Source organism: Pseudomonas sp. (genome assembly GCF_048265905.1).
GTDB lineage: Bacteria > Pseudomonadota > Gammaproteobacteria > Pseudomonadales > Pseudomonadaceae > Aquipseudomonas.
This window is the reverse complement of sequence record NZ_JBLXAP010000006.1, coordinates 175,176-187,640: the sequence shown is the minus strand read 5'-3', so window position 1 is coordinate 187,640 and position 12,465 is coordinate 175,176. Positions and strand designations below refer to the sequence as shown.

The window sequence follows — 12,465 nt, the reverse complement described above, 5'->3', positions numbered from 1 at the left end:
TAGACAATGGCGTAATCCAATATACAACCCAAGGAGACCTTCATGGCCGAACAACAAACAGCGTTAATAATCGGAGCCTCCCGCGGCCTGGGCCTTGGCCTGGTGAAACAATTCAGCCTGTTGGGTTGGAACGTCACGGCAACAGTTCGCTCACCGCAACGGGCTGATGAGCTAAAAGCTGTACAGGGAGCAAAGATCGAAACCTTGGATATCGACAGCAGCGAGTCGTTAGATGCGCTGGTCAAACAACTTGAGGGCCAAGTATTCGATCTGATCTTCGTCAATGCTGGGGTACTTGGCCCCGAGCATCAGTCGGCCAGCGCAGCAACTCAGAAAGAACTTGGCCAGTTGTTTATGACCAACGTCACCGCCCCGATCCGTTTGGCTGAAAGACTGGTCGATCAGCTTCGCCCAGACACTGGCGTGCTGGCGTTTATGAGCTCTGTGTTGGGCAGCGTAACCAACCCTGAAGGCGACAACATGGCGCTGTATAAAGCCAGCAAAGCGGCGCTCAACTCCTTGACCAACAGTTTTGTATGCGCACTGCCTGAGCCGCGACCGACCGTGCTTTCCCTGCATCCGGGTTGGGTTAGAACCGAGATGGGCGGACCGAACGCCGAGATTGACGTTGAAACCAGCTGCGCGGGATTAGCCGTTCAAGTGCAACGCTTTGCCGGTAAAGGTGGTCATCATTTTATTGACTACAAAGGCCAAACAATCGCCTGGTAATACACAGGCTCAGTTGCCAAGACCGGTGAGCCTCAGCGCGGTGTTGTTGATCAAGACCGCGTTGACGGTTATCTTAACCATCCGCCGCACACCCGTGCGGTGCACCTGGATCAGCAGACAGGGTTAACACTGAGCTGGCTACCTGAAATCAACTCAGAGGGCCTGCAAGGTGCCTAATACTCATATCTGGATCAAAACCCCACTCGCCACTTTCACTGCCAACGGCCTTGATGCCTCAGGCGGCATTGTCGTCGAGCATGGCGTCATCAGCGAAATTCTCGGCGCGGGTCAGCAACCTGCGAAACCTGGTTATGCGGTCTTCGACGCCCGCGAGCACGTGGTACTGCCGGGACTAATCAATACCCATCATCACTTCTACCAAACACTCACCCGCGCTTGGGGCCCTGTGGTCAACCAGCCTCTTTTCCCATGGCTGAAAACCCTCTACCCGGTCTGGGCTCGTCTGACGCCAGAAAAACTCGCTCTGGCGAGTAAAGTAGCCCTGGCAGAGCTGTTGCTGTCAGGTTGTAGTACTGCAGCCGACCATCATTACCTGTTCCCGGGTGGCTTGGAAAACGCGATTGACGTGCAAGTCGAAGCGGTACGTGAACTTGGTATGCGCGCCATGCTCACCCGTGGTTCGATGAGCTTAGGCGAAGCCGATGGCGGCCTGCCGCCGCAGCAAACGGTGCAACAAGGTCAGGTGATTCTTGAAGACAGCCAGCGACTGATCAATGAATACCATGAGCGTGGCGATGGTGCGCAAATCCAAATCGCCTTGGCACCCTGCTCACCCTTCTCGGTGACCCAAGAGATCATGCGTGAAAGCGCTGACCTGGCTGAGAAGATGGATGTACGCCTGCACACGCACTTGGCCGAAACACTGGATGAAGAAGACTTCTGTCTGCAACGCTTTGGCCTGCGCACCGTTGATTATCTCGACAGTGTCGGCTGGCTCAGCTCGCGCACCTGGTTGGCCCACGGCATCCATTTCAACCCGGATGAGATCGCGCGTCTGGGCCAGGCTGGCACCGGCATTTGCCACTGCCCAAGCTCCAACATGCGCCTGGCATCCGGTATCTGCCCGACGATAGACCTGGAAGCGGCAGGCGCACCAATCGGTCTGGGGGTTGATGGCTCGGCGTCTAATGATGCGTCGAACATGATCCTCGAAGCCCGTCAGGCGCTGTACATCCAACGCCTGCGATACGGTGCAGAAAAGATTACCCCTGAACTGGCGCTCGGCTGGGCCAGCAAAGGCTCGGCGCGCTTGCTTGGGCGCACTGACATTGGTGAGCTGGCCGTGGGCAAACAAGCGGATCTGGCATTTTTCAAACTGGATGAACTGCGCTTCTCCGGCAGCCATGACCCGATCTCAGCGTTACTGCTGTGCGGCGCGGACCGTGCTGACCGGATGATGATTGGCGGCCAGTGGCGGGTCATCGACGGTCAAATCGAAGGCCTTGATGTGGCTCAGTTGATTGCCGATCACCGCCAAGCTGCCAAAGAGCTGATTGCTGGCTAACCCAGCCCTTGCACCACTTGGCAGCACGCAGGTGATTTTTGCCAGTACCGCTGCACCAACACAGAACCCCGCTAAAGCGGGGTTTTGTGTGTTCAGGACAAAGGAATCGCCCGAGCACGGGTAATTGTCTAGTTGGTCAGTTTTTTGCAACCGACTTAGCGCCAACAAGAATTCAGCGCTTAGCCGCAATTAATTTCACCTACGGAGCAATACCCGCTATGCAGAAGAAGAGTAAAAAACCACTACTGCGTGCCCTGGTCGCCGCCCTCGGCTTTAGCGCCGCCATGAGCGCCTCCGCGGCTGACCCGCTGAAGGTCGGTTTCGTCTATATCGGCCCTATCGGCGATCACGGCTGGACCTATCAGCACGAGCAAGGCCGCAAAATGATGGTCGAGCAGATGGGCGACAAAATCGAAACCAGCTTCGTCGAAAACGTGCCGGAAGGCGCTGACGCCGAGCGCGTTATTCGTAACATGGCGAAAAGTGGCTACGACCTGATTTTCACCACGTCGTTTGGTTACATGAATCCAACGTTGAAAGTCGCCAAGCAGTTCCCGAAAGTAACCTTTGAACATGCAACGGGTTACAAACAAGCCAAGAACCTCGGCACCTATTTGTCGCGCTCGTACGAAGGCCGTTATGTCGGGGGCTACCTCGCCGCGAAGATGACCAAGACCAAGAAAATCGGTTACATCGCCTCCTTCCCGATTCCAGAAGTGATCCGCGATATCAACTCGATCCAACTGGCGCTCGACAAGTACAACCCGGGCACCGAAATTAAAGTGGTCTGGGTTAACTCCTGGTTCGATCCGGGCAAAGAATCAGATGCAGCCAACGCGCTGATCGACCAAGGCGTTGACGTGGTGTTCCAACACACTGACAGCCCGGCACCAATCCAGACAGCAGAGCGCCGGGGCGTGTACGCAGTCGGCTATGCCTCTGATATGCAGCACTTTGGCCCAAATGCGGTGCTGACCTCGATCGTTAATAACTGGGGTCCGCACTACATCAAGTCAGCGCAAGCTGTGATTGACGGCAACTGGAAATCACAAGATTACTGGGGCGGCTTGAATGACGACACCATCCAGCTGCCGCTCAGCGATTTGGTTCCGGCGGACGTCAAAGCTGAGGCCGAGCAGATTGAAGCCAGCATCAAGAGCGGTGAGTTCCATCCGTTCACCGGCCCAATCAAAGACCAGAGCGGCGCAGTCAAAATTGCAGAGGGTGTCGTAGCCACCAATGCCGAGCTGGCCTCGATGAATTACTACGTCGAAAACGTCAAAGCTGAGCTGCCGAAGTAATTCGTAGCGATGCAAATTGACTCTTAATAACTGATTGAAATTGCCGACCACCCAAGTCGGCAGTTTATTCTCAGAGAAGATCATGAATCCAAATCAACTGCCCCTGATCGATATCGCCCCGCTCTACAGCACTGATGAGAATGCCTGGCGACAGGTTGCCAAGCAAATTGATCAAGCCTGCCGCGAATGGGGCTTTTTCTACATCACCGGCCACCCTATCTCTGCCCAACGTATTACCCAGTTGACCGATGCTGCAAAGACTTTCTTCGGCCAGCCCGACGCTGAAAAACTCAAGATTGATATTACCCAGACCCAGCATCACCGAGGCTACGGCGCAATTGCCACCGAGCAACTCGATCCGAGCAAACCGAGCGACCTGAAAGAAACCTTCGACATGGGTTTCAACATGCCAGCGGATCACCCGGATGTAGTGGCTGGCAAACCGTTACGCGGCCCTAATCGCCACCCGCAACTGAGCGGTTGGAGCGAGCTGATGGAGCAGCATTACAACGACATGCATGAGCTGGCCAAAACCCTGCTGCGCAGCATGACTATCGCGCTAGGGATTGAGCGTGATTTTTTCGATACACGCTTCGAACAGCCGATCAGCGTGTTTCGTATGATCCACTATCCTCCGCGCCACACGGCCAGCAGCGCAGACCAGCAAGGTGCTGGTGCGCACACAGATTACGGCTGCGTGACCTTGCTCTACCAAGACAGCGCCGGTGGCTTGCAGGTGCAAAACGTCAATGGCGAATGGATTGATGCACCGCCGATTGAAGGCAGTTTTGTAGTCAACATCGGCGACATGATGGCGCGCTGGAGCAACGACCGCTACAAGTCCACGCCGCACCGGGTTATCAGCCCGCTAGGTGTGGATCGTTACTCAATGCCCTTCTTCGCCGAACCGCATCCCGACACCGAAATCAGTTGCCTGCCCGGCTGTTCGGACGCCAATAACCCGGCCAAATATGCAGCCACAACTAGTGCCGAATATTTGCTTTCCCGCTTCGCTGATACTTACGCCTACCGCCGCACCGAACCAGCTGAGGACTGAACATTAACCCGAGAGATGAACGGCGGGGACATGGTGTCGTCCTCGCCGATTCCTGACTCAGCGGTTAAACTATGACCTGACTAAACAGCTGACGAGAATTAACCATGTACGATTGGCTCAACGCCCTGCCCAAAGCCGAACTTCATCTGCACCTTGAAGGCTCGCTTGAGCCTGAGTTGCTGTTTGCGTTGGCTGAGCGCAATAAGATCGCGCTGCCTTGGCATGATGTTGAAACGCTGCGTGCTGCGTACGCGTTTAACAATCTGCAGGAATTCCTCGACCTGTATTATCGCGGCGCCGATGTGCTACGCACCGAGCAGGATTTCTACGACCTGACCTGGGCTTACCTTGAGCGCTGCAAGGCGCAGAACGTGATTCACACCGAGCCGTTCTTTGACCCACAAACCCATACCGATCGCGGCATTCCATTTGAAGTGGTGCTGACGGGCATCAAGCAGGCGCTGGATGACGGCAAAAAACAGCTGGGCATCAGCCATGGTTTGATTCTCAGCTTCTTGCGTCATTTATCCGAGGAAGAAGCCTTCAACACCCTTGAACAAGCCTCACCCTTTCGCGATGCCTTTATCGCCGTCGGTCTCGACAGCTCAGAGATGGGCCACCCGCCGAGCAAGTTTCAACGGGTGTTCGACAAGGCTCGCAGCGAAGGTTATTTGACCGTTGCCCACGCAGGCGAAGAAGGCCCGCCGGAGTACATCTGGGAAGCGCTGGACTTGCTGAAAATCGAACGTATTGATCACGGCGTCCGGGCGATTGAAGACGAGCGCCTGATGCAGCGCATCATTGACGAGCAGATTCCACTAACCGTTTGCCCGCTGTCCAACACCAAGCTCTGTGTGTTTGACGATATGCGCCAACACAATATTCTTGAAATGCTTGAGCGCGGCGTCAAGGTCACAGTCAACTCTGATGACCCAGCTTACTTCGGTGGCTACGTCACCGAGAACTTCGCAGCCCTGCATGCCAGCCTCGGCATGAGCCAGGACCAAGCCAAGCGCCTCGCGCAAAACAGCCTCGACGCGCGCTTAGCTTAAAACAAGCCTCACGTTGTCACGCCCTACGAGTGATGTCTATTCCGTAGGGCGGACAGCGCCTTTCTGTCCGCCACTTGCAACACAAAACTGAATTGCGTGGCGCTTTGCGGTGGACAAGCTTCGCGTTGTCACACCCTACGAGTGATGCTTATTCCGTAGGGAGGACAGCGCTTTTCTGTCCGCCATTTAATGCACGAACCTCGATTGCTGGTCGAGTCGTGATGGACAAGCTTCGCGTTGTCACACTCTACGCGCCAAGCGACTAGTGTTTATGCGCTTCGCCTGCGGCGGGGGCGTCCTTCTGCACATTGACTTGCACTTCGACATCACCGGCCTTCTCAAAGGTCAAGGTCATCGGGAAATGCTCACCTGCTTTCATCTGCTGCTCCAGGTTGAACAACATTACGTGGTACCCCATGGGCTCAAACCTGACCTGACCGCCTGCGGGAATATCGACACCTTGCACCTGCTGCATTTTCATTACATCGCCAGCGTGGACGTGCTCATGCATCTCGGCCTTGCCTGCAACCGGGGTGTGGACGGCAATCAGTCGATCAGCCTCTTTGCCCTTGTTATCCACAACAAAATAAGCCGCAGCGGTTGGCGCAACCGGCGGCATCTCGCGTGACCACGGATGTTCGATATGCAGGTCACCAAGATCGAACTCATGGGCGTTGGCCAAAAAAGCAGGACTCATCATCGCCACTATCAACAAAGCTTGCTTTAACATTCAGGTTCTCCATTTACATTGAATATTGCGATCACTAGGCGAGCGAACCCGCCTGTTGTAACCATGAAAATCATCCATTAAGTTCAGCTGGTTTGTAATTGAGCGTTAATGCGCCGACGTGCAAACAGCCAGTCCAATGGTGCAACCAACAATAACGAAGCGCCAACCAACGGGAACAGGCAAGCAACCACCAGCATAATCACCATTCCCCCGCGCCAGATCGGTAAATCGTGACGAATTGGTGGCACCCCAAAACGACCTTGCGGACGACGCTTCCACCAGAGTACAAAGCCACTGACGCTACTAAGCAAAATCATCAGGCAGACCAACAGCATTAGCAGTTGATTGGCTAAGCCAAACATTTTGCCTTCATGCAGCATGACACCAGTTTCCACAGTTCTGGCAACCAGCCCGTAATCGTTCCAACGTACATCAGCGAGCACTTTGCCGCTGTATTGATCAATATGCAGCGTGGCATCGTTACGTGGATCATCAGCAAACACGCTGACGCTATAAACTCCGCGCTCGCCTGCAGGCATGGTCACGCTATAACCGGGATGAACCCCCAGTGCATCCGCGCTATCGACCACCTGCTGCAAGCTGACCTGCGCGCTGCTGGAATTGGCATGCATTTGCGCCATGCCCTTATGCGCGGCATGGGGATCGGACTCAGGCAGCGGCGTGACTTCTGCGGCCCAAGGCACTGTTTGGCTGGTGCTGGTGTTAAGGCTACCGGCCATCTTGTTGGATTGCGGCACGTTATCCCACATAGCGGCCGGGAAGTGATTCCAGGCACCCGCGAATTTGGCGCCCCAAAAACCGGTCCAGGTCATGCCGGTCAACAACATAAACAGCAATAGCAGTGAACCCCAGAAGCCAACGACCGCATGCACATCGCGCCAGAACAGCCGCCCGCGACTGGCCAAGCGCGGCCAGAAAAGCGCCGACTTACTCGTGCCACGCGGCCACCAGAGATACAAACCCGAAAGAACCAGCACGATTCCCCAACCGGCGGCCAGCTCGACCAAGCGATCGCCAACGGTGCCGATCATCAACTCGCCATGCAGCTTGCGGGCGATGGCTTGTAGATTATCTTCAGCGTCTTGAGCGCCAAGAATTTCACCGTTATAGGGATTCATAAATACATTGAGCGTGGCATCAGCTGTGACCACAACAAACTGTGCACTGCTCTGCTTATTTACTGGAGGCAAGTATTTGCTAATGCTCGCCTGTGGATATGCTTGCTTGAGTAGTGCCATTTGCCGATCAGCGCTAATACGCTGCTCGGCAACGGGTACCTGCAACAAGTCTTCGTACATCAGCGAGTCAAGTTGCGGTTTAAACAGGTAAATGATTCCGGTGATCGAAAGCATGATCAAGAACGGTATGACCAACAAACCGGCGTAAAAATGCCAGCGCCAAGCCAGGTTATAAAACGACAGACTGGATGAGCCAACGACCGTTACCGGCGGCTCTGAAGTATGTGCATCGCGCATCAGTTTTCCCCAATTCCCAATACACTTGCCCACCACATAACGTAGATAAGCGCTGACAAGTGCAATGCAATTCTTATGGTTGTTGCTCTAGGCTTAAGCCGAGCAGCAGGCATCTGAATTTAAGCGAGAAATGGGGAAGCGCGAGGATTGGCCGAGGGCCAGAGATAGCGGACTGGCCGCCGGAACAACAGCTGCGGTGCAACCAGTTTTTGCTGAGGGCGCAGGAATAAACCAAGAACGCCAAAGAAAGCAGCAAGGGCGATGCCGACAAATGTCGAGCACATTGAACAACCGAAGCCTGTTGCCGGGTTGAACAGTGGCGTGTCGGGCCCGGCAATATCCAGGGTTGCATTGCTATTGCCTTGAGCGGAGCAGTACACCCCATCGATGCCGCTCAGTTGCAACCCGGCCATCTGACCATGACTAATGCTGCAGGCGAACGCACTGAACAGGATGCTGGCGTACAGCAGCCAAGCGATCAGCGAACGATCGGCTTTGGTCGTGTTCATGGTGGGCAATTTTTTCACAAAACCTGTCAGCGTCTGGCACAGCACAATGGCAAGCTTAATCGGCCCAAGGTGCTTTCGCCAGTAGTATGCGACAACGAGCCTGCACAAAATCACGGAGCAAATGCACCGGCTTACTTAACTGCGAACGATGGGCGCAGATCAGGTTAAGCGGTGTCAACTCGCCAAGGTAGTCATTCATAAGCACGCGCAAGCGCCCCGCCTGCACGTCAGCAGCAACATCCAACCACGATTTGTACACCAGTCCATGGCCAGCAATTGCCCAGCGTCGCACCACGTCAGCATCATCGCTTTGCCGATCGCCTTGCACGGAAATACTTTGCTGGCGCTTGCCATTACTGAACTGCCAACGTTCATGCACGCGCCCATTGAGCATGTACAACAGGCAATTATGTCCAGCCAACTCCTCGATTGTTTGCGGCTCACCGTGGCGCGCAAGGTAGCTCGCAGACGCGCACAGTACACGACGATTATCTGCAGCCACCGGCAAAGCCACCAAGCTTGAGTCCTCTGGCGCGCCATAGCGCAGGGCGATGTCTACTGACTCGCGGAAGAAGTCGGTTATCCGGTCCCCCAGCAACAGGCGCAGCTGTAACTGGGGGTGCGCTTGCTGAAACTCATCGAGCCAAGGCAACAAGGTGTTGCGCCCGAAATCTGAAGGGGCACAAAGCTGCATCAAGCCGCTGATCCCCACTTTATTACCGGCTAATTGCATGCGGCCTTCTTCAATACTTTGCAAGGCTTGGCGAGCATGACTGAGAAAACCCTGACCTTCAGCGGTCAAACGCAAACTGCGCGTAGAACGGGCGAATAAGCGCGCATCAAGCTGTTGCTCCAGTCGCTTTAGTGCTGCACTGGCCACAGCAGGAGAGATATCAAGCAAACGAGCAGCGGCCGATAAACTGCCTGTTTCAGTGGTGTGCACAAACAGTTGCAAGTCATCAAAGCGAAGCATCACAGCCGCCTATTATCAAAATAATATTGAAATAGACTCTAGTTTCTCTGGGTTTTACTAAACGATCAATTGATTCAGCATGGCTACATCCCTGCCCCAACGATTTGAGATTTCGACCATGACCAACACACTGACTTTAGTCGCCACAATCACAGCTATAGCCGAGCATCAGGCAACAGTAAAAAACCACCTGCAGACACTGGTTGCTGCCAGCCGCAAAGAAGCAGCCTGCATTCAGTACGACCTGCACCAGCAACAAGATGCACCCAACGTATTTATCATGATTGAGCAATGGCGCGATAACGCCGCACTTGCCGAACATAAGCAAACCGCGCACTACCAGCACTTTTCAACGACCTGCGCCGAGCTGCTGCAAGGTGTTGAGCTCAAACTAATGACCCAGATTGCCTAAGGAGCCCTCCATGAAAGCAGTTGCTTACTACCAATCCCTGCCGGCTGACAATCAACAGTCACTGGTTGATATTGAACTTGCAGCACCAACCCCTGGACCACGCGACCTGCTGGTCGAGGTCAAAGCTATTTCGGTCAACCCGGTCGACACCAAGATCCGCAGGAACGTCGCCCCTGAAAACGCTGAAGCCAAAATACTCGGCTGGGATGCAGCAGGCGTGGTCAAAGCGATCGGTGCCGAGGTCAGCTTATTCAAGCCCGGCGATGAAGTTTTTTACGCAGGAGCAATTAACCGCGCGGGAGCCAATAGCGAACTGCACATCGTTGATGAACGTATCGTCGGCCATAAACCCAAAGCCCTGACGTTTGCTGAAGCGGCGGCCATGCCACTGACCACAATTACAGCCTGGGAGTTATTGTTTGACCGCCTGCAGATTGTCCAAGGCAACATTGATCAAGGCCAAAGCCTGTTGATTGTTGGTGGCGCTGGCGGCGTGGGTTCAATGTTGATTCAGCTGGCGCGCAAGCTGACAGGGCTAACCGTGATTGCCACTGCTTCACGCCCTGAAACCCAAGCTTGGGTGCGCGAGCTTGGCGCTCATCACGTGCTCGACCACAGCCAGCCCTTGCACCAAGAGCTGCAGCGTGTCGGCCTTGAGCATGTCACCCACGTCGCCAGCCTGACTCAGACAGACCAGCACTTTGCCCAATTGGTTGAAGCGCTTGCGCCACAAGGCCGTCTGGCATTGATTGATGACCCGGTTGAGCCGCTGGATATCATGCAACTCAAGCGCAAGAGTCTTTCGTTGCATTGGGAGCTGATGTTCACCCGATCACTGTTCGGCACGGCCGATATGATCGAACAGGGTCGCCTGCTCAACAAAGCCTCTGAACTGGTTGATACCGCCGCGATTAAAACTACGTTAGGTGAGCATTACGGCGTAATCAATGCTGAAAATCTTCGCCGCGCACACATTCTTTTGGAGTCGGGCAAGGCCAAAGGCAAGATCGTTCTGGAAGGTTTCTAGGTCGCCTTAATCGGCAGGGGCTGGGTTGAATGCTGCAGCCAAGCAATCAAGCCGGTGGCTTTGAGCCGTCGGCTTTTACCATTACCGCTGCTAATCCTGCATGAAACCAGATGCTAGAAATATTCTGAATTATCGATTTTTTACCATTAATCGCCAAATTTATGTGTGTCAGTGAAATCTCATATTCAGGGTCTACACTGGCCTGACCAACCCTAGGAGGCGAACCAAATGAAGATCCGGATTAGCCCACTAAGCAAAAACCAAAACTCGCGTTGGCAGGTCAGTTTTGCAGGTCAACAAATCTCATTTCGCAATGAGGCTGAGGCGCGCAATTTTGTCTCGACCCTGCAAGCACGCCTGCAAGCGCCGCACTGCCTGCCAACAGAGGAACAGCGTTTGGCAGGCTAATGCGCAAACCGTCAAATAGCCGGATAGCCTGCGCGGCGTTCGGCCCATACGGTAAAGCGCGAACACAGTGCTGCAAGCAATGCACAGCCACAAATAACCAAAGCCATCGGCCATGCTGTGCCGTTATGCAGATAACTCACCAAGGCTGCTGCACTGGCCGCAATCGAGAACTGCAAACAACCCAATAAGGCCGATGCGCTGCCAGCGTGGCGGCCTTGGCCAGCCATGGCGCAAGCGGATGCGTTCGGTAGCAACACCCCCAAACTGGCGATACAACCAAACAAAGGAATCAGCAGCGGCCACAAATGTGCAGGCTTGTTCAAGGCGATGATCAGCAGTGCTGCACCGCAGGCCAAATAGAACCAAACGATTCGGCGTAACCAAAAGCTTGGCCCATGTTTGGCAACCAGCCAGGCGTTGACTTGCGCCATCAGAATAAAGCCCGCTGCGTTACTGCCAAATACCCAACCGTAGTGCTCAGCTGGCACCCCATAAAGCTCGATAAAGACAAACGGTGATCCGGCGATATAGGCAAACATTCCAGCCACCGCCAAACCACCTGTCAGCGCGTGGCCGATAAATGGCCAGTCAGAGAACAACCGCAGATAAGCCCCGAGCGCCCCCGATAAGGGCGCGCCAGGAACACTGCCATCAAGGGTTTCTGGTAGCCCGCGCCAGACTGCAATCATGCACAGCACACTGAATATAGTCAGGCAGACAAAAATCGATTGCCAGCCAAAAATACCCAGCAAAATACCGCCAAATACCGGGGCAAGAATCGGCGCCAAGCCCATCACTAACATCAGTTGCGAGAATACTTTTGCGGAGGCAATCGGGTCACACAAGTCCCGTACCACAGCGCGCGAAATAACCATGCCAGCACAACCGCCAAGCGCCTGTACAAAGCGGGCAGCAATTAACCACTCAAGACTAGGCGCCAGCGCACAAGCCAGCGAACCAATGGTAAACAAGGTCACGCCGACCAGTAATGGCTTACGGCGCCCAAAACGGTCAGCCAATGGGCCGTAGGCTAGTTGACCGATCGCCAAACCCAAGAAGTACACCGCAAGCGATTGCTGCACATGCTCGACATCGGTTGCAAAGTCACTGGCAATGCTTGGGAAGCTTGGCAAATAAAAGTCGATTGCCAATGGCCCAAAAGCACTAAGGGCACCGAGAATCAATAAGGTTGATAATTTCATCAAAGGCCCCTGCCGTCCAAATCCGGCGTTAACTATACAAACAA

General features: G+C 54.5%; 13 protein-coding genes. 8 read left to right on the top strand and 5 right to left on the bottom strand.

The window, feature by feature from the left end; genetic code table 11:
* Positions 1 to 42 precede the first annotated feature (42 nt).
* The 5 genes from ACN0UH_RS10960 (at position 43) to ACN0UH_RS10940 (ending at position 5,664) form a co-directional block, all read left to right on the top strand.
* The gene (locus tag ACN0UH_RS10960) at positions 43 to 729 is read left to right on the top strand and encodes an SDR family oxidoreductase (RefSeq protein WP_417662071.1); all 687 of its coding nucleotides are present in this window, start codon (positions 43 to 45) and stop codon (positions 727 to 729) included.
* Positions 730 to 898: 169 nt separating this feature from the next.
* Positions 899 to 2,254, top strand: coding sequence for an 8-oxoguanine deaminase (locus tag ACN0UH_RS10955; RefSeq protein ID WP_417662070.1), 1,356 nt, complete (start codon positions 899 to 901; stop codon positions 2,252 to 2,254).
* Between the two features lie 218 nt (positions 2,255 to 2,472).
* Complete coding sequence (locus ACN0UH_RS10950) at positions 2,473 to 3,555, top strand: BMP family ABC transporter substrate-binding protein (protein ID WP_417662069.1); 1,083 nt, start codon at positions 2,473 to 2,475, stop codon at positions 3,553 to 3,555.
* An 82-nt stretch (positions 3,556 to 3,637) separates the two neighbouring features.
* Positions 3,638 to 4,612: a 2-oxoglutarate and iron-dependent oxygenase domain-containing protein gene (locus ACN0UH_RS10945; protein WP_417662068.1), complete on the top strand. Its 975-nt coding sequence runs from the start codon at positions 3,638 to 3,640 to the stop codon at positions 4,610 to 4,612.
* Between the two features lie 104 nt (positions 4,613 to 4,716).
* On the top strand, positions 4,717 to 5,664 hold the full coding sequence (locus ACN0UH_RS10940) for an adenosine deaminase (RefSeq protein WP_417662067.1): 948 nt from the start codon (positions 4,717 to 4,719) through the stop codon (positions 5,662 to 5,664).
* A gap of 262 nt (positions 5,665 to 5,926) precedes the next feature.
* Here ACN0UH_RS10940 and ACN0UH_RS10935 read toward each other — a convergent pair whose 3' ends face one another.
* From ACN0UH_RS10935 to ACN0UH_RS10920, 4 genes are all read right to left on the bottom strand, one after another.
* Positions 5,927 to 6,394, bottom strand: coding sequence for a copper chaperone PCu(A)C (locus ACN0UH_RS10935; protein WP_417662066.1), 468 nt, complete (start codon positions 6,392 to 6,394; stop codon positions 5,927 to 5,929).
* Positions 6,395 to 6,477: 83 nt separating this feature from the next.
* The gene (locus ACN0UH_RS10930; RefSeq protein ID WP_417662065.1) at positions 6,478 to 7,890 is read right to left on the bottom strand and encodes a PepSY-associated TM helix domain-containing protein; all 1,413 of its coding nucleotides are present in this window, start codon (positions 7,888 to 7,890) and stop codon (positions 6,478 to 6,480) included.
* A gap of 119 nt (positions 7,891 to 8,009) precedes the next feature.
* Positions 8,010 to 8,399 carry a DUF2946 domain-containing protein gene (locus ACN0UH_RS10925; protein ID WP_417662064.1) on the bottom strand — a complete coding sequence of 130 codons (390 nt, stop codon included), beginning with the start codon at positions 8,397 to 8,399 and terminating at the stop codon, positions 8,010 to 8,012.
* 55 nt (positions 8,400 to 8,454) lie between these two features.
* On the bottom strand, positions 8,455 to 9,372 hold the full coding sequence (locus ACN0UH_RS10920) for a LysR family transcriptional regulator (protein WP_417662063.1): 918 nt from the start codon (positions 9,370 to 9,372) through the stop codon (positions 8,455 to 8,457).
* Positions 9,373 to 9,451: 79 nt separating this feature from the next.
* On the opposite strand from ACN0UH_RS10920, the gene ACN0UH_RS10915 reads away from it, so the two are divergent.
* The 3 genes from ACN0UH_RS10915 (at position 9,452) to ACN0UH_RS10905 (ending at position 11,219) form a co-directional block, all read left to right on the top strand.
* A complete protein-coding gene (locus tag ACN0UH_RS10915; RefSeq protein WP_417662062.1) occupies positions 9,452 to 9,784 on the top strand; it encodes a putative quinol monooxygenase in 333 nt (110 codons plus the stop codon).
* Positions 9,785 to 9,794: 10 nt separating this feature from the next.
* Positions 9,795 to 10,811 carry a zinc-binding alcohol dehydrogenase family protein gene (locus ACN0UH_RS10910; RefSeq protein WP_417662061.1) on the top strand — a complete coding sequence of 339 codons (1,017 nt, stop codon included), beginning with the start codon at positions 9,795 to 9,797 and terminating at the stop codon, positions 10,809 to 10,811.
* Between the two features lie 228 nt (positions 10,812 to 11,039).
* Positions 11,040 to 11,219 carry a hypothetical protein gene (locus tag ACN0UH_RS10905; RefSeq protein WP_417662060.1) on the top strand — a complete coding sequence of 60 codons (180 nt, stop codon included), beginning with the start codon at positions 11,040 to 11,042 and terminating at the stop codon, positions 11,217 to 11,219.
* 11 nt (positions 11,220 to 11,230) lie between these two features.
* Here the strand turns inward: ACN0UH_RS10905 and ACN0UH_RS10900 are convergent, their stop codons facing one another.
* Entirely contained in the window at positions 11,231 to 12,421 is a 1,191-nt protein-coding gene (locus ACN0UH_RS10900; RefSeq protein ID WP_417662059.1) for a multidrug effflux MFS transporter, read from the bottom strand.
* Positions 12,422 to 12,465 lie beyond the last annotated feature (44 nt).